At 41.0% G+C, this 17,566-nt stretch carries 15 protein-coding genes; 1 reads left to right on the top strand and 14 read right to left on the bottom strand.

What is annotated here, in order from left to right:
* Positions 1-224 precede the first annotated feature (224 nt).
* The 8 genes from L6773_RS12650 to greA form a co-directional block, all read right to left on the bottom strand.
* Complete coding sequence (locus tag L6773_RS12650; protein WP_237854793.1) at positions 225-1,211, bottom strand: phosphotransacetylase; 987 nt, start codon at positions 1,209-1,211, stop codon at positions 225-227.
* Between the two features lie 357 nt (positions 1,212-1,568).
* Complete coding sequence (locus tag L6773_RS12645) at positions 1,569-2,432, bottom strand: EamA family transporter (protein ID WP_237854792.1); 864 nt, start codon at positions 2,430-2,432, stop codon at positions 1,569-1,571.
* Positions 2,429-4,165 carry an SH3 domain-containing protein gene (locus L6773_RS12640; RefSeq protein ID WP_237854791.1) on the bottom strand — a complete coding sequence of 579 codons (1,737 nt, stop codon included), beginning with the start codon at positions 4,163-4,165 and terminating at the stop codon, positions 2,429-2,431. Before L6773_RS12640 ends, L6773_RS12645 begins: the two co-directional genes overlap by 4 nt.
* A gap of 12 nt (positions 4,166-4,177) precedes the next feature.
* Positions 4,178-5,410 carry a hypothetical protein gene (locus L6773_RS12635; RefSeq protein ID WP_237854790.1) on the bottom strand — a complete coding sequence of 411 codons (1,233 nt, stop codon included), beginning with the start codon at positions 5,408-5,410 and terminating at the stop codon, positions 4,178-4,180.
* Positions 5,389-5,847 carry an NUDIX domain-containing protein gene (locus L6773_RS12630; protein ID WP_237854789.1) on the bottom strand — a complete coding sequence of 153 codons (459 nt, stop codon included), beginning with the start codon at positions 5,845-5,847 and terminating at the stop codon, positions 5,389-5,391. The genes L6773_RS12635 and L6773_RS12630 overlap by 22 nt, the downstream gene beginning before the upstream one ends.
* A complete protein-coding gene (locus L6773_RS12625) occupies positions 5,840-6,790 on the bottom strand; it encodes a UDP-glucuronic acid decarboxylase family protein (RefSeq protein ID WP_369431573.1) in 951 nt (316 codons plus the stop codon). Before L6773_RS12625 ends, L6773_RS12630 begins: the two co-directional genes overlap by 8 nt.
* Positions 6,791-6,832: 42 nt before the next feature.
* The gene (locus tag L6773_RS12620) at positions 6,833-8,167 is read right to left on the bottom strand and encodes a UDP-glucose dehydrogenase family protein (RefSeq protein WP_237854787.1); all 1,335 of its coding nucleotides are present in this window, start codon (positions 8,165-8,167) and stop codon (positions 6,833-6,835) included.
* 3 nt (positions 8,168-8,170) lie between these two features.
* The gene (gene greA / locus L6773_RS12615) at positions 8,171-8,641 is read right to left on the bottom strand and encodes a transcription elongation factor GreA (protein ID WP_237854786.1); all 471 of its coding nucleotides are present in this window, start codon (positions 8,639-8,641) and stop codon (positions 8,171-8,173) included.
* 310 nt (positions 8,642-8,951) lie between these two features.
* Here greA and L6773_RS12610 point away from each other — a divergent pair, with 310 nt between their 5' ends.
* Complete coding sequence (locus tag L6773_RS12610; RefSeq protein WP_237854785.1) at positions 8,952-9,869, top strand: L,D-transpeptidase; 918 nt, start codon at positions 8,952-8,954, stop codon at positions 9,867-9,869.
* Between the two features lie 19 nt (positions 9,870-9,888).
* Here L6773_RS12610 and L6773_RS12605 read toward each other — a convergent pair whose 3' ends face one another.
* The 6 genes from L6773_RS12605 to L6773_RS12580 all read right to left on the bottom strand — a co-directional run.
* A complete protein-coding gene (locus L6773_RS12605; RefSeq protein WP_237854784.1) occupies positions 9,889-10,317 on the bottom strand; it encodes a DoxX family protein in 429 nt (142 codons plus the stop codon).
* Positions 10,318-10,376: 59 nt separating this feature from the next.
* The gene (locus tag L6773_RS12600; RefSeq protein ID WP_237854783.1) at positions 10,377-11,846 is read right to left on the bottom strand and encodes a sulfatase family protein; all 1,470 of its coding nucleotides are present in this window, start codon (positions 11,844-11,846) and stop codon (positions 10,377-10,379) included.
* Positions 11,847-12,078: 232 nt separating this feature from the next.
* A complete protein-coding gene (locus L6773_RS12595; protein ID WP_237854782.1) occupies positions 12,079-12,882 on the bottom strand; it encodes a 3-keto-disaccharide hydrolase in 804 nt (267 codons plus the stop codon).
* A gap of 116 nt (positions 12,883-12,998) precedes the next feature.
* The gene (locus L6773_RS12590; RefSeq protein WP_237854781.1) at positions 12,999-14,315 is read right to left on the bottom strand and encodes a Gfo/Idh/MocA family oxidoreductase; all 1,317 of its coding nucleotides are present in this window, start codon (positions 14,313-14,315) and stop codon (positions 12,999-13,001) included.
* Between the two features lie 169 nt (positions 14,316-14,484).
* Positions 14,485-16,788 (bottom strand): alpha-L-rhamnosidase-related protein, encoded by a 2,304-nt coding sequence (locus L6773_RS12585; protein WP_237854780.1) that lies wholly within the window; start codon positions 16,786-16,788, stop codon positions 14,485-14,487.
* 594 nt (positions 16,789-17,382) lie between these two features.
* Positions 17,383-17,566 (bottom strand): hypothetical protein (locus L6773_RS12580; RefSeq protein ID WP_237854779.1); only part of this gene is annotated, 184 nt, incomplete at its 5' end.

The raw sequence follows: 17,566 nt of genomic DNA, 5'->3' as shown, positions 1-17,566 counted from the left end.
AAAACTGTCGGTAGTTCACAGCAAATTCGATTTGAACTCTTTATTTGGACTTAATCAATATAAGCAAAATCAATTCTGCAATAAAATTTTCTTAACTAATTTTAAAGAAAGGACATCCCCGTCTGAAATACCAATTGAAAGAGGTTATCAACGCAATAGATTCTACATTTAAGAATCTATATCACATTAAAAAGATCTTTAGATTATCTAATTGTAAATTTCAGTTATTTTGTGCTCAAGAGAGCTCCAACAGAAGCTGCATTTACAATGTCATCTACCGAGCATCCCCTTGAAAGGTCCAGGTAAGGTTTCGATAAACCTTGTAAAATGGGCCCTGTAGCTACTGCACCTGCCAATCTTTCCGTTATTTTATAGGCGATATTGCCGGCATCCAGGTTTGGAAAAATAAATACGTTCGTCCTGCCTGCAAGAGGTGAATCGGGAGCTTTACGATGGGCGATTTCTGACATATACGCTGCATCAAACTGAAGTTCTCCATCCATATCCCAGGTTTCGTTCTGTTTACGGGCTAATTCAAAAGCTTCTCTGACAAGATCAACCCGTTCATGTTGGGCACTTCCCTTCGTTGAAAAGGATAGAAATGCAATTCGTGGCTCTACACCTGTCAAAAGTTGATGTGTTTTACCTGAATCAAGAGCAATGGAAGCAAGCTGTTTTGAATCGGGATAAGGCACTACGCCACAGTCTGCGTATGTAAATACTTTACCGTTGGGCATCTCCATTAAAAAGGTACTGGATATGATAGAAGAACCGCTCGCCACCCCCACTGTTCTCAACGCGGCTCGAATTACATCAGGTGTTGACGCAATTGAACCCGCTATAACGGTATCGGCTTCTCCCTTTTCCAACAACCAGCCTGCAGTAAAGAGTGGGTCTCGGCAAAGAGCCTGAACCTGTTCTTCCGTAGGATTCTTGTGTGCCAATTTTTCTTTAAAAAAATGAGTTTTCTCTTGTTCTGACTGGTAATCGTTAACAGGTAGAACCGAAATTTTATCCGATATCTTTACATCATGCTTCTCTGCAAGTTCATAAATATTATTGTCGTTCCCAATAAGAACTGGGGTTGCAAGGCCATTTTCCCGGATAATGTTTGCAGCCCGTATCACTCTAATGTCTTGTTCAGCTTCCGGCAGCAGTACTCGTCTACCAAGGCTTTTTGCTTTCGATCGTATGTCTGAAATTATGCTCATTTTTTTTGATGCTAAATTACCATTTGATTGTTAATATGATATGATTTGTAACGAAATACCAAAGCTTATTGAACTAATAAATAGATTTGCAATCAAGAAACCTCAAACTTGTTCCTTAAAAATCTCTCCGTATAAAACTTGCTGATTGTTTGGTATGTTTTCATTCTTATTTTTTTTCAATGTGACTTTTCAAAAATAATATTGAGAATCTTTACTGAAAGCTAACTGAATGGACTCGTTTGTTGCATAAACAAGCCATTAATTTCATGCCCTGGCACGTTCAATGCTTATACGGTTTACTGTGTGTTTATTAGATTCTGATAAATATCTTATCTGATTTATTGTACTCATCTTACATTAGAGAAGTAATAAAATTGAACTGATTGTCAATACAATACCCAGCCATTGCATTTTCGTAAATCGATCTCCCCAAAATACGACCCCAAGAAATGTACCGCCTATCACTGACAATACATTTACCAAGCTATATACAACTGCACCATTCATCCGTTCCAGTGCTTCGATTACAAAAACAGCAGACAACATGTTTGGAATGCCAATGCAGGCTCCGATAAAAATTTCCATTTTTTTGAATTGCCATTTCCTTTTGTAAATAACTGTTATTACCCCAACTAAAAATGCGGTCAGAAAAACCAATCCCATAAACTCTCCTTTAGACAGGATTTGATTGAATTCCGACTCATAAATTTTTAGCGACCCATCTCCAATCCCCGTACATAGAAACAGTAATGGCAACAGCCAACCGGCACTCAATGAACCTTTTAAAAGGGATTTTTTATTTGGCAGAAGTAGATACAAAACAACAAAAACCAGCAACAGACCGAACCACTGGTTTAGCGTTAACAGCTCCAGGTACCATATGGTGGAGATCATAACAGGAACTATCAGCGAGATTCTCATCGCTGCAATACTGATTCCAACCCCATTCAAGTTCACAGATTTACTGTAGATGAAGAAATTGAAAATAAATACAACTCCCACCACAACAGCCATTAATACAGGAACAACCATCTCGTTTAATAGAACATCCGCCCGATCTTGACTCCCATAAAGAAGAAAAGCAGATGGAAAGGCAATCAAGTAGTTGACTGTAATTACACGAATTGTATTCAGCTTTCTACCTTCCGAAATTTTAAAAAAATGAGCAATTAATACGGATGATATCGTAGATAGAACGATATAGATCCAGCCAGCCATCATTCTACGACATCTATCGTCAGATTACCAAATACCTGGATCTCCTGGGGGCGGTCATGCAGCCTTCTTGAGGTATAATCCACATTGTTCTCGAGGTGTCTGACAATTTCAGAGAGTTCTACATTTCTTTTCTTTAGAGCATCGGCCAGGAAATATGGAAAGATGTGATGACGCTTATTCTCAGTATCACCACCAATATAAAGTGAGGACTGCTGACCCGGGCGGTGACTAAAAACGACAGCACTATTCGGAATTCTTCTCAATAGAGTATTTGAAAAATTCTGCAAAGCAAGTTGATAACTTTTGTCACTGTTTAGTCCGTTATTTGAGTCATTTATGATAAACTCGAGATCAGCAAACAGCACCAGGGACGACGGTTCCAATTCCTCAAATGTATCAAGGATTTCAGATTCCAATTCAGATTCACCTTCCTCTTTTCGTTCCCGGCTCAAATAAAGAGAGTTCGAATCATCAATAAAAGCCGATCCTGATAGATAAATAAAGAGAGTTCCCGTGGAATCCATCGCCGATATATTAGAAAGTTGATCCCGCCAATTTCCTGTTGAATCCATCTCAATCTCAGTGATTTGATCATTATCCATCTGAAGGGCATACCTCATATAGAACTGAAACAGGTCATGATCTCGCGCTAAATACTGACGAGGTTCAGACTCCTCAGAAAATCCATTTGTGAGAATTACTGCGCGATCATCCGGGTTATTCGGTTTGAGTACCGGAACTGAATTCTCTACGTCAATCTCACCAAAAGGCACCTCTGCAAATTCAAATATATCAGGCGAACCGGACTGAGCTTCCGACATCCACTGAATTTCCCCGGCATTTTTAGACACAAATACTTCTGAACCACCAAACCTCACACGATACCACTGATCAGAGTATTCACCAATCAGTTCAAGAGAACTTCCATTTCCAACTTCAGTGACCACATTCAGCTCATTTACAGTTGGAGCATTTCGGATCACTGCTACCGGTTCGGTGACCCTCAAAAAAGGAGCCAGAAAGTCCATAACCGGAATCGTATAAGACGACTCAAAACCGTTATAGGCAAGTTCAACACTCAGTGAAGATTCATCGTCAACATCGCTGCCGATATATTCAACAAAAGATGCAAGGTTGAGATCGAAACTACCGTTCTCCAGTATTATATCCGATTCTGAAAATACCTCCTCATCCTGGTATAAGATGTTAAGGCTGATATTCATATCCTCTTCAAAAGATTCTGTTTGGGTAGTATCATTAAGCACTTCCGTACCACTTCTGCGTTGTAAGCGTGTCTCCCCTGTATATATAGGATCTCCTACCGGTTCCATGTTTGTGAAAGACAAACCACCTAACACTGCCGCAGCAATATTAAACGCTACCTGCTGACCAACAGATACTGAGGGAAGAATCAAGTCGGTATTTCCGGCTGTAACTGCAAAAACGGCACCCGAGATGCCCAACAACAAAAACTGCCATTTCGGCCTGTACTTCTGAACAGTACGCTCAACCAATACCCTCTCTTCGTATTGTTTTTCTACGACTGAGTAAGTACCAAAACTGATCACTGGATCATCGACGGTAGGCTCTTTTTCGAGAAGTAATATATGCTTTTCACTCAGAATAACAGGGTCACTTCCTGTATTTATGGAATTCTGATCCGTAACCACCCATCGGCTTGAAGAACAGGCGCTTGTAAGGAACAAGCAGATTAAAAAAAGAAACGACCGTTTCATAGCAAACCAGATTTACAGTGAGATAACCCCACCAATGCCAAACAGGTGCCTAAATTTAAATGCATCTTCTGTACCAGAATCAGACAACCAGAACGGCATATCAAAGCGGATCAGAAAACCACGCGGTTTCCCGAGGTTATCGGGTATATTTAAAGATAATGAAAAACCGGTACCTGCGTCTGCTAACCATTTATCAGAATTCATTGATTCAGTTCCAAGTTCCGTACCTGCATCAAAAAACAGGTAGGAATTGAAGGTCAAAAAGTCTGATACATAAGGAATTTTTTGGAAGAGTATTCCAATTGGATTCCAGTAATCAAATTCAGCATTGATTGCCGTAATAGATTTTGCAAGTGGTATATTGATATCTTCATCCTCGAGATTTACAAATCCGCTGATTTCCCGTTTTGTATATCCCCTCAGATTTGCTCCGCCGGAAACCTGCAGATAACCGCTATCCATCCATGGCTGCGGAATGGTTCCCTTAGCCCGGGTGATACCATTTTCCATCCAGTGTATCGCTGGTTTGCTGCTTAGAGGAAAAAGATACTCAGGATCAGCCTGATCAGAAGTAAGGCCGGTAAAAGACCGAATTCGAAATCCCCAGTTTTCGTTAATCGGAATATTTTGAAGAGCGGTTAGCGAAAAGACCGAATAGGTATCATTCAGATATTGAACGCTACCCGTCGTTTCTACCTGGAACCATCCAAGTGGATTATCATCCTGTAGGCGAAGTGTTAATGTTGAAAGGAACTTATCCTCATCGCTCCAAAGAAAAGGAAAGGGAGTATATTCATCTTCAAATCTTTTTTGATAGGATTGGTAAAATCTCAACTCTCGATATCGCCGCTCATCAAAACCTTGCTGCCATCGTTTATTAAACGCCACCCCATGATTATGATATCCAGTTCGAACTGAACTTCGCAGTTGAACACTGGCTTCGCTCCCAAAATCAGACCATTTCGGAATCGGTTCAGTAAAAGACAGGTAATAGGAAACCGGAAGATCCGGGAACCATGTTCCGAGCCAAACTCCGGCATCCAGTCGGTGTGGGCCATCATTAAATGTACCGGGAACCTGTCCTTTAATGCGGAGTCCCAGCCGGATTCCATCCACGTCGTTATACCAGGCATCCGGTGCGGGAAGTAGCTCATACCCTGCACTCTGTGCTTCAACATTTCTGCTTAAGAAAATGAACGGCAGGATAAGTAACAGCGATAGAATCAGTTTTGTGATACGAGCCAATCGTCAAGAATTTGATTGGAGGTTACAATGTTGTGCAATAGTTTTAATAATCGTCGTTGTTCCGGCCAGATTATCAGATCAGTAGCTTCAACAATATCAAACCATTTTGCTGTGCTATGTTCCTTATTCAAAGTTACTGAATCGGAAGATCTTATTTCCGCTGCAAAAGCCGGGATCAGTAAAATTTTATCAGTATTCCATTCGTAAAAATGATTCAGGCTGGGAATCGTCCAAAATGTTTCCGGATACAATCCCGTTTCCTCATCGAGTTCTCGAAGTGCACCTTCCCAGTGCGTTTCCCCTTTCTCAACCTTTCCTCCGATCATTCGCCACTGACCATCATATTTTTCTCCCTTCGCGCGTTTTAACAACAAAAACTCCACTTTGTTTTCCAGGAGTCGATATGGATAAAGATCAATGAGCTTTTTGTCACCCATTCCTTAAAACCTGTTTTTTAAAATATTTCATTGTTTTTTCAAGGCCGTCTCTACGGTTGGTTTTTGGCTCCCAATCCAACACCCGCTTTGCCTTCGAAATATCCGGTTGGCGAACCTGCGGATCATCTGCCGGGAGTTCACGGTATTCAATCTCACTACTGCTGCCCGTCACTTCGATAATCTCTTTTGCAAAATCAAGGATTGATACCTCTTCTGGATTGCCAATATTCACAGGTTCCACTTCGTCACTTTCTGACAGGCGGATAATACCTTCGATTAAATCATCCACATAAGTAAATGAGCGTGTTTGGCTTCCGTCTCCAAATACGGTAAGTGGCTTATTTCGCAGTGCCTGGCGGAAAAAAGTTGGTAGTGCGCGTCCATCTTTAAGACGCATTCTTGAACCGTACGTATTGAAAATTCGAACAATTCGGGTGTCAATATCATGATAGCGATGATAGGCCATTGTCATTGCCTCAGCAAAACGTTTGGCTTCATCATAAACTCCGCGCAGGCCGGTAGGATTTACATGCCCCCAATAGGTTTCTTTTTGAGGATGTTCTAGCGGATCACCGTAAACTTCGCTGGTGGATGCGAGTAAAAATTTTGCTTTTTTCGCACGTGCCAGCCCAAGTGCCTTATGAGTACCAAGTGAGCCCACTTTTAAAGTTTGAATGGGCATCTCGAGATAATCTATAGGTGATGCCGGAGAGGCAAAGTGAAGGATCAAGTCTACCGGGCCATCTACATACAGATAGTTGGTAACATCATACTTTACAAAAGTAAACCGCTCTTTACCGACAAGATGAGCTATATTACTCTCTGCACCTGTGATAAGATTATCCATGCAGATTACATCCCATCCATCTTTGTGATATCTGTCACACAAATGAGATCCTAAAAACCCTGCTCCACCGGTTATAAGTATTCTTTTTTCCACAATCTGTATAGTTGAGTTGAAGCAAGACTTGATTATAAAATCCTGCTATATGTTCACACTGGGGCGTCCCACACTTATATAAGTGAGTCCAGCATCTCTGGCTCTGTCTAGATCATAAAGGTTCCGGCCATCAAAAATAACCGGTTCGTTCATCACCTCAGCAAATCGATCCATATCCGGACGCCTGAATTCGTTCCATTCCGTACAAATAATCAGCGCATCTACTCCATCAATTACACTATCACGATCTTCCACAAATTGCATCTTTGAAAGTGTTTCGTCTGATGAAGCTTCTTTAAACGTTTCTATCGCTTCCGGATCATAGGCTTTCATTGAAACGCCCATTTTTGCCAATTGTTCTGTTATATAGAGGGAGGGAGCTTCACGAATATCATCTGTTTCGGGCTTGAAGGATAGTCCCCAAATTCCCACTGTTTTTCCCTCTAAATTTCCATTGTAGTAGAGTTTCATTTTATCTACGATGGATACTTTTTGAGATTCGTTCACTTTCATCACTGAATCAAGAATCTTGAACTCATATCCATATTCATCTGCCGTGTGATGAATCGCCTGAACATCTTTCGGAAAACAACTCCCGCCGTAACCAATTCCTGCAAAAAGAAATCGCTTACCAATTCGTGTGTCGGTACCGATTCCACGCCGAACATTATCTACATTGGCCCCTACCTTTTCACACACATTAGCTATCTCATTCATAAAAGTAATTTTTGTAGCTAACATGGCATTGGCAGCATATTTGGTCAGTTCAGAGCTTCGTTCATCCATTATGATGATCGGGTTACCGCTGCGAACAAACGGCTCATAAAGGGTTGTCATTAAATCCGCTGCCTTTTCACTGGTGGTGCCAACCACAACCCGTTCGGGTTTCATGAAATCTTCTACAGCTGCACCTTCACGCAAAAATTCAGGATTGGAAACAACATCGAACTCAGTATCTGTTTTTTGAGCGATCTTCTCTTTCACCTTATCGGCAGTTCCAACAGGCACAGTGCTTTTATTAACAATAACTTTGTAGCCGGGGTACTTATTAAATAAATCTCCCAAATCATTGGCAACATCCAGCACGAAACTTAAATCGGCCTGTCCGTTTGCACCGGGAGGTGTAGGCAAGCAAAGAAAAATAATTTCCGACTCTTTAAATGCTTCCTCAATGCGGGTTGTAAAATGGAGTCGTTTTTCCCGAATGGCTCTGTCGAACACGCGATTTAGACCCGGCTCGTAGATCGGTACTTCACCATTTTGCATTCGTTGAACTTTCTTTTCATCAATATCCACACAGATAACATCATTTCCGCTATCTGCAAAACATGTTCCTGTTACAAGGCCAACATAGCCGGTACCAATCACACCTATTTTCATTTATCAACGCTCAATGTTTAGTATTTCAAGTTCTAAAGTTCCTACCGGTACATCCACGGTAATTTCTTCTCCAACTTCTGTTCCGAGAATAGCTTGTCCTATGGGAGAATCCACAGAAATTTTTCCTTGTTTAAAATCAGCTTCATCTTTTGAAACCAATGTGTATTTCATCTCTTTGTCGGTATTCTTGTTAAGAATAGTAACAGTCGACAGGAGATATGCTTTTGATGTGTCGATATCATCTTTCTCAATAATAGTTGATGTGGCAAGCGTATTCTCAAGTTTTGCAATTTTTGTCTCCAGGTGGCCCTGTGCCTCTTTTGCTGCATCATATTCAGCATTTTCACTCAAATCACCTTTTGCACGTGCTTCGGCAATTTCTTGAGCAATTTCTTTTCTGCCACGTGTTTTCAGGTCTCTTAATTCCTTATCTAACTTTTCGTATCCTTCTTTTGATAGATAATTTTTTTTCATAATTCATCTTGGTCTTCTTTAAAATAAAAATAGCAGTACACTAACTGCTATTGTTTATTCTAAATTTTGGCTTTAGTTCAGATCAGTAAAAATATGATGATAAACGCTGTTTACCAACCCTTTTTTTCTGATATTGACCGTCCATTCTTTCAAAATATTTAGAAAAATTTATTTGCGCGCCAACTGCAAAGAAAATTAACTACTCTTCTAATTGATTACACATTTGTACTTAAAAATCGTACATAAAATTTTGTATAAATAAGATATAATACTTTATAAGGTTGATATTCTTAAGAAGAAAAGTTGAATTATGTCACTCTTTCGATACATATTGATTCTTTCGTTTACCGCTATTCTGTTTTTGCTTCCTTTCAGAGAAAGGAATTTAACCGGTTCCATTGATTACAGTCGTGAGGAAATAACTACAGATATTTTTCTGCCTGTTTATACCTTCAAAGAAACTGTAAAAATCAAAGACTACTTTAAAGTTGTAGATAGTATTGTTGAGAGGTACAATTCCATTCTCGCTCATCAGGTTTCAGAGCATTTGATTATACGCAATAACCCCTGGGTAATCGATTCGCTTGCTGCCTCAGATTATTACCATTTAAAGGATCACGGGATCATTAACCTTAACCCAAAAGAATTACTGATCTTTAAACCGGGAGATCAACTTATCATTCCTGATTCTGCTGCAGTGGACAGCCTGGAGTATCTTTTTGAGAATATCCACCTGGATCTCAATATACCAGAATTTAAACTACGGGTTCTACAGAGGGATAGTATTATCTACGAATTTCCGGTGAGAGTAGGTCGCAATGAACGAAAATATCTGGCTATGGCTGAAGGAGTTGTAGACCTTAGAACTCGAACAGGAGTGGGAACTATTGTTGAGCACAGTAAAGAACCCAAGTTCATTAATCCGACCAACAATCACAGATATTTTGTAACCCAGCGAGATGATGGAATTTTTACAGATTTGCCCAACATTCCATGGCTGGTTACAGAAACTAATGGGATGCGCTACGGGCAGCTTATCCACCCTACTACTAACATCGAAACTCTGGGTAAGGCTTACTCTAATGGTTGCATTGGTATTTCTGAAGCGGCTGCATGGTATATCTATTATCATGCACCAATAGGAACACGAATTGTCATTCGTTACGATTTAGAGATTGTAGATGATAAGGGAGACACACTTCGTCTTCCGAATATTTACAACTTGTAATATTAACAATTATTTAAAATTAATAACGCCTATTACGCTTACTGAGACCGCCATCAAGAGAATACTTCCCTGCTCCAGTCAAAAACAATGTTACAAATGTTATTAGGAAGAACAATCCTAACTCTTTATCACCAAATGGGTCGTTAGCATGTGCAACAAAAACAACCACTATAAAATTAATAATGAGCGGAATAAGTGCTACCCTCGTCCAAAGGCCCAGAAGTACAAAAATAGCACAAATACCTTCAGCAAATGCTACTAGGAAAAGAGACACTGTGGGACCAAACCCTATCGGATCACTAAATCCAAAATTACCATCCAGGATTCTCATGAGTTTTGGAATTCCATGCGTCATAACCAGGCATGCAGCTCCAATTCTTAAGAGCAAAATGGCTACGTCAGGGCTCACGATTTCGTTTAAACGTGTTGAATTCAATTTCTTGAACATAGCGATGTACGTTTTTACAATTGATGATACTAGTCTGTAAGTCTGTAGATATATTAAACCTAATCTTCGTGAATAAGTTTCTCGTCTGCACGGAAAGGAGACGGACGCCTGAATTTAACATCTGTTGCGCCATTCTCTTCAAAGATATCAAACATCCTGTTTTTCATCTGTCGAATGCGTTCCTGGTGTTCAGGAGCATTAATCAGGTTATGCATTTCATTGGGGTCGGTTTCTAAATCATAGAACTCATTCTTATCCCATAAACCATGGTAGTAGATATATTTGTACCGATCACCCCGAATTGCATAGGTTGTTGGAGTTTGTGGAAATGCATCTTCCCAAAAGTATTGATAAACAAATGCGGTTCGCCAGTCATTAATCGTCTCGCCGGCCAAAAATGGTAAAAATGATTCACCGTCAACTGTATGTCCCTCGGGCATCGAACCACCGGCTATATCCAGGAAGGTTGGTGTCATATCAATATTCATGATATTTTCCTCGATCACCGTACCCGGTTCAATAAATCCCGGGGCCCATGCCAATAACGGAACACGCATCGATTCTTCATATGCCTGCCGCTTGTCAATCAACCCATGCTCACCAAGCATGAATCCGTTGTCTCCCATATAGATGACAAGAGTCTCTTCGGCAAGTCCCTCCTCTTCAAGGTAGTTGATGACCCTTGCAATACTCTCATCAACTGCTGAAAGGGATTCGCTGTATCGTGTGATAATCTCTTCAAGGCTTTGAGGGTGATCGTCGCGATTGTGGTACATATAATCCACGCCATGCCAGCTAAACCGCTGTTCTTTTACCCAATCCGGTTTGCCCTCGTAATTTTCTTCGATATACTTCATGGACTGAGGAAACTCCAGCTCCGCATCCGCATACATTCCCTCATGGCGTTCTGCCGGTTCAAATTCAGCGTGAACGGCTTTGTGTGAAAGATACGCGAAAAAGGGCTGATCGCGATCAATTTCATCCAGCCATTCGATTGTATAATCAGTCAACAAATCCGTGACATATCCTTCATAATTACCTTCTTCACCATCAATATTCAATGTCGGGTTATAATAAACACCTTGCCCGCGGAAACTTACCCACTTGTCAAAACCGGGCTGCGGATCGGCAGTCTCATTACCAATATGCCATTTTCCAAAATAACCGGTTTGATATCCTGCCTGTTGAAGTGCCTGCGAAACCAACGGAGTGCCTTCCGGCATTGCATTACTGTTATCGACCACCTGGTGCCTAAAAGGATACTGACCCGTCAGAATCGAAGCACGACTTGGAGAACAAAGAGATGTACTTACAAACGCATTTGCAAGATGAGCACCTTCTGCTGCCATACGGTCCATTGCGGGTGTTTCAAGAAAGTCGGGACTATCGGGATGAAATCCCATGTAATCATACCGGTGGTCATCACTCAGAATAAAAATTACATTCTCCGGTTGTTGCTGGGCAAATCCCAGTGAACTACATATCAATAGAAGAGAGAGGAAAAGAGTAATAGAAAAGAGACGTTTCATACCGTAGACTATTTGAATGTTCGGTTTTGACACAATTATTCAGGATTTAGATTTTGTATTCTTCCCGAGTTAGTAAAAACAGTAAATCACCAAAGGTTCTGAATCGTTTGAGGTTTATTAGGAACCAAGCTTCAACAATGCACTTGTAACCTTTATTCACAACGCTTCAAGGAACTTCTCCCGACAGCTGTCGGGATCCGTACGCTTATAGATTTTTATATCCCCAAACTCCTTACTCCATATGGTCTTCGATACTGAATTGTTCATTGTCTAGCGGACGAATCCAGATATTTCGATAACTTACTTTTGAGTTATGGTCCTGTAACATGATCGGGGCTTCACCATGAGCACTGTACTCCGGATAACCTATATATTCGGTAGGCCCATAGATCTTTGTGTTGTTTTGAACGACTACTCCATTCCAAATTACAGTAATACGAGCCGGTTCATTCAGAGTACCATCTTCATTAAACCTGGGTGCTTTATAAGAAATATTGTAAGATTCCCATTCGCCCGGCCTTTTTGCGGGATTCACAAAAGGGGATGTTTGCTTATAGATACTTCCGGCCATACCATTAATATAGGTTGGATTATTCCATGCATCGAGAACCTGCAATTCATACCTTTTTTGTAAGAAAATACCACTGTTACCTCTGTCTTGGCCTCTGTGTTCCATATTCATGGGCGATCTCCATTCCACATATAGCTGCACATCTCCAAAAGATTCCTTGGTTTGAATATTTCCGGTTCCCGGTACAACAGTAACTGCTCCGTCATCTTCAATTTCCCACTCTGCTTCGCCCCCGTTTATGGATTCCCATTGGCCTAAGTCAGATCCATCAAATAATATTATTGCATCCTCAGGAGGGTCTATAAAAATATCTTCACCCGGTTCAACTTTTTCCACTTCAGGTTCATAAAATTCTGTCTCTTCCGGTTCCATCTGTTGGTCTTGAGCACAGGAAACTGCTGCAACTCCAAAGAAAAGAATTATTGTAACAAGTGTGATAAACGTGGGCTTAAGTATAATATTCATAGAGTGATTTACTGTTGTTTATAATTGTGAATGGCAATTGATAAAATCATCGGATGAGTAATAATAGTAAATTATGCAATACAAAATTAAACACTCATCCGATAACTGAAGAAGATTTAAACACTTGGAAATGTCCAGGGATTTCTGTAATCCGGTTTGATGATATCCATATATTTGCTTTCATCAACCAACTGACCGGTATTATAAAACTTAAGTGTATCACCTGTCTGGTAGGAGAGGTTACCCAAGTGAGCGTACATCGCAGCTAAATGACCAGCTTCAATGGGAGCCGCTTCCGTTTCATTACCACGGATGCTTTCGATGAAATTTTTCGCATGAATATCATGATAAGAGCTGTCTCCCTGTTCAGAAACTCGTTCAACAAGTGGTTGATCATCTTCACCCTCAACAGGAATAATCTCCCAGCTATCACGGTTCACAACAAGCGTGCCTTTATTTCCCACAAACGCTATTCCATAGTGCCGGTTGTATGGGCCCATTTCCAGTCCGCCGGTGTGTTTCCATTCCATGTTAAAATCATCGAATGCGTAAGTTGTGGTTTGCGTATCGGCCATCTCTATAGCCCGGTCCATTCCTGAAAAAATACCCCCTATTGAGTGAACCGAGTGTGGCATTCCATCAATCTCCATCGCCCAGAGTGCAATATCCAGCAGGTGGACCCCCCAATCGGTCTGTACACCGCCACCATAATGCCAGAAAAATCTCCAAGATCCATGGTATCTATTTTGATTGAATGCTCGATCCGGTGCGGGACCTAACCACATATCATAATCAACGCCCTCAGGAACGGGACTGTCTTCAACCGGATTTGCGCCTACTCCGTAACCAAAATTCCCCCAAAGATCTACCTGTCGAATTTTGCCAAGGTGCCCGGATTGAACAAGATCAACCACATGTTGCCAGTGGGCACCACTTCTTTGCTGCTGCCCCACCTGGACAACGTGCCCATAATAATTTGCAGCTTTTTTCATCACATTAATTTCTGCAATATTGTTGGCCAAAGGCTTTTCAACATATACATGCTTGCCGGCTTCAAGTGCATGGACTGTTTGCAGGCAATGCCAGTGATCCGGTGTACCGATAATAACAGCATCCAGATCAGGGTTTTCGAGTAGTTTACGGTAATCACCATATAATTGCGGTGTTGATCCTGTCATCTGCTCAACATCAGCGGCACGGTCCTCCAAAACATTCTGGTCTACATCACACAATCCGATACAATTTACACCCTCCACATTAATAGCATTGGTTAAATCACCAAATCCCATGGATCGGCATCCAATCAGGGCCACATTTACGGTATCTGATGGAGCAACGGTTAGATTTTTAAGTCCCGCTAATGGAGCGAGGCTCGCTCCCGCAATTGCACTTCCTGAAGTTTTGATAAATTGACGGCGTGTAAATTTGGTCATGGTAGTAAGGTTTTCAGTAATTTTTTACTGTTATTGTTTTAAATCATTACTGTAACGATAAACGAAAATTTTATCTGATGAAAGCGGTTTTTTATCAAATTAGAATATGAGATCAATCCAAAAAATCCTTTTATCAATTGTATTTTTTAATTCCAATTATTAGAGAATTTTATCGCAATTCCAGCAGATAATTGCCGGCTTGAAGATTATCAATTGAAACTGATTCTTCTTCAATAGTAAAAGGAACTTCATTTCCATTTAATCGAAACGTAAAATCCTCTATCTCGGGTTTGGGTAGCAATACCTTTGCATTTGTGTTTGCGGGTATAACAAGCTCCATACGAAATACTCCGGGTTCCTTATTGAATTTTGCATGTATAGGCCCCCTGATTGTAGGACTCTTAATTTCAGCGCTTTGGAGCGCTCCCGGCCGGGGTTTTATAAGTACAGACCTGTATGCAGGCTCAAGCGGTTCTATCCCAAATAAACCCCGAGTTATTATATATGCCGGAGAGGCACCCCATGCATGGTTCCAGGTCATATTCTGTTTATACTTCAGATCCCATGCTTCAGATGTAATCGTGGTACCAAAGCGGATCATATTCATCCAGCTGCGGTCCGTTTCGGAGGTCAGAAGTTCAAACGCATAATCCTCAGCCCCCAGTTTATAAAGAGCATCAAACAAATATGGAGCTCCATATGGGCTGCTGGCCATTCCTTTGGAGATCAAAAAATCTCGTAGTTGGGGATAATTTTCCTCCGGAGCTATACCAAAAGCCACAGGGAACATACTGGCATGAAAAGCATGATGATCTACTCCCTCGCCATCCCTGTACAAACCTGTATTCTTATCCAGAAGTTTTTCATTCATTGATTCTTTAACAAGTTCAGATCTTTCGTTAAAAAATATTTCATCTTCTATGTTGTTTAATACCCCGGCAATTTTGGCCATTAATACAAGGTTTCGGTAGTGAAAAGCATTAACCACAGTATTAATGTCTGAAAAAATGTAACGGTCCGTTTCTCCGGCTAACGTTACACTACCGTGCCCACTCCTTAGCTCAGTTTCATTTGCCGGAGTACCCTGTGGCCAATCCACAATATCCCTGAAAATATCACCATGGTAATGAATACTTGAAAGGAACTCTTCGGTAACCAACCCTGTGCGGGTACTGATTAATCCATCCTCTCTTGCCAGCGGGAGCATTGTTTTCTTTCTGAGTTCATCATAATATTTCTCCAGAAATTCTGCGTTACCGGTTGCCATATAATCAGCCCAGGCCATAAGAACCATATGCAGATGCCATTCTGTAGGCCAGCTGGGATTGAAAATCAGAAAGTTTGCCGTATAACGCTGTATGGCAAATTCACGGTCTACACTATAATGACTAATCTGCTGAACATAGGCATCGGCCTCATAAGGCATCCTTTCACGGGCACCCCCATCAATATATACACCCATAAAGGGCGTTACTTTGAGCGTATGTTTGCTGAGTTCCCATATTTGGTTCAGGTTTTCACTTGATGAGTTAAAATGAGATGCCTCATCATCAAATTGGTAAAGCAATGCAAGCTGACGTACCTGTTCAGGCTTCAGATCACCTTCCAGGCCTTCTATTTCTGCATATCGGAAGGCCGTTACTTCGGGCATATGATCAGCAAGTACCTGGCTGTTTGGATAGTTTGATACAAATCTTGGAATCTCAACAATATAATCTTCTTTACCGGGTTCAAGCGCAACCTCGATGCGGTTATAGCTGATTGATCCTCCCGGATCCCTGTTTACCTGGTTTTCCGTATTATCTTCTCCCAAATGCACAACAAGCGTATCTGCATTTTCAGGAGAATCAATTGTAAGTTTAAGTGCACCGAAAGCTGCCTTTTCAAAGCGGATAAAATGGTTGTTTGATGAATTCCTGGCCACCGATACCGGCTTCACCTCATGGTATCGTATCGGATGCCTGTTCTCGAAGACATACTTCGTCTCACCATCTACTTCCACCTGATCCCAAAGGCTTTCACCCGGCCAGTTTCTATCTGTGTTATTAAAATCACCTGTATTAAACCTTTGTGGAGAGCTGTAAGCACTTACCTCTCCATGTTGATCCCAGGTGCGTACCTTCCACCAATACGCTGTGTTAGCTTGCAATTGTTTACCGGCATAGGAAATATTTGTTGAGAAATCTGAATCGGTTTTGCCTGAATCCCACATATCACCGTTGTCATTCTGAATAAGATTCTTGTCTGAACTCACCAATACCTGCCAGGCAGACTGCATTGCTCCATTTCGTGAATCATTTACAATCCAACCAAATTCCGGGTTCGCATCTGTGATAACGGCTTCTTCAGGTGCCTGCAGTAACTCACATGTTAAACCTATGGGTGCCTGGGGATATATCTTTCCCCCATTCGTACATGAAATAAAGACTAAAGAAATACTTAGAAAAAGTGTTAATGAACTGTAGTATTTCATTAACTGATTTGTGAATGGGAACACGAAAGATTCTCTCCTTAACTGTTCTGATTCAGAACTATCAGAATGTGTACTATGGTTATTGAATTTAATGCCGCCCGGTAACCCCAAACCTTTTGAAATGCGAAAGCACCGTAATAAAAACGACTTAATCATAAGCAAATAATGAGAGGTTTTCTATAAGAATTTGAAACTCCAGGCTTTGTGAAAAAAATTCACATCTGAAAAACTGTTTGTTACACATGGAGTGCTGAACAATGGTCTAATAAGTACCTTCTCTTATGGTAATTGGATAAAATTCGAGGAATCACTTAATCTCACTCACAATTTTTCTGATAATCACACCAATCTGATTTATTCAGTCTTTTCCCGGACAATGTACAACTATCATTCAAGTTCATAAAACAGCAATCTATTCTTTTTTAATATCGCATAACATATCTGTCCAAACCAATTTTGAGATTTAAATCATATCTGTCCAAAACATTTATTTTGAAATCAGAAGACGTAGAGACTGTCACAGGCTTTCAGCCTGCTTGCAGGATTCCGCATGTAGACTTGGGGCATTGCCCCAAGCTAAGTTGTAACAGGCTTTCAGCCTGAAATATCACAGCCCAGAGCCTCGCCCTGGGTGGAAGAACCAATTCCTGCCGGCAGGCTGCACCAAAGGTATCCCTTGGGGAAAAGCCTGAGACAGTTCCCGGTTTGTTCAAGCAGGGGTTGAATTTTGAAAATTACGCCAAATCTGACCATACATTCGAAAAACAAAGATTCTTTC

The sequence above is a fragment of the Rhodohalobacter sulfatireducens genome (genome assembly GCF_022012475.1).
Taxonomy (GTDB): domain Bacteria; phylum Bacteroidota; class Rhodothermia; order Balneolales; family Balneolaceae; genus Rhodohalobacter; species Rhodohalobacter sulfatireducens.
The sequence above is the reverse complement of the archived record's forward strand: the minus strand, read 5'-3'. Positions and strand labels throughout refer to the sequence as shown.

Bases quoted from the DNA above. Each gene is read 5' to 3' on its own strand.
- L6773_RS12650 (WP_237854793.1), bottom strand. From the start codon at position 1,211: ATGAGCATAATTTCAGACATACGATCGAAAGCAAAAAGCCTTGGTAGA.
- L6773_RS12645 (WP_237854792.1), bottom strand. From the start codon at position 2,432: ATGATGGCTGGCTGGATCTATATCGTTCTATCTACGATATCATCCGTA.
- L6773_RS12640 (WP_237854791.1), bottom strand. From the start codon at position 4,165: ATGAAACGGTCGTTTCTTTTTTTAATCTGCTTGTTCCTTACAAGCGCC.
- L6773_RS12630 (WP_237854789.1), bottom strand. From the start codon at position 5,847: ATGGGTGACAAAAAGCTCATTGATCTTTATCCATATCGACTCCTGGAA.
- L6773_RS12620 (WP_237854787.1), bottom strand. From the start codon at position 8,167: ATGAAAATAGGTGTGATTGGTACCGGCTATGTTGGCCTTGTAACAGGA.
- greA (WP_237854786.1), bottom strand. From the start codon at position 8,641: ATGAAAAAAAATTATCTATCAAAAGAAGGATACGAAAAGTTAGATAAG.
- L6773_RS12610 (WP_237854785.1), top strand. From the start codon at position 8,952: ATGTCACTCTTTCGATACATATTGATTCTTTCGTTTACCGCTATTCTG.
- L6773_RS12605 (WP_237854784.1), bottom strand. From the start codon at position 10,317: ATGTTCAAGAAATTGAATTCAACACGTTTAAACGAAATCGTGAGCCCT.
- L6773_RS12600 (WP_237854783.1), bottom strand. From the start codon at position 11,846: ATGAAACGTCTCTTTTCTATTACTCTTTTCCTCTCTCTTCTATTGATA.
- L6773_RS12595 (WP_237854782.1), bottom strand. From the start codon at position 12,882: ATGAATATTATACTTAAGCCCACGTTTATCACACTTGTTACAATAATT.
- L6773_RS12590 (WP_237854781.1), bottom strand. From the start codon at position 14,315: ATGACCAAATTTACACGCCGTCAATTTATCAAAACTTCAGGAAGTGCA.
- L6773_RS12585 (WP_237854780.1), bottom strand. From the start codon at position 16,788: ATGAAATACTACAGTTCATTAACACTTTTTCTAAGTATTTCTTTAGTC.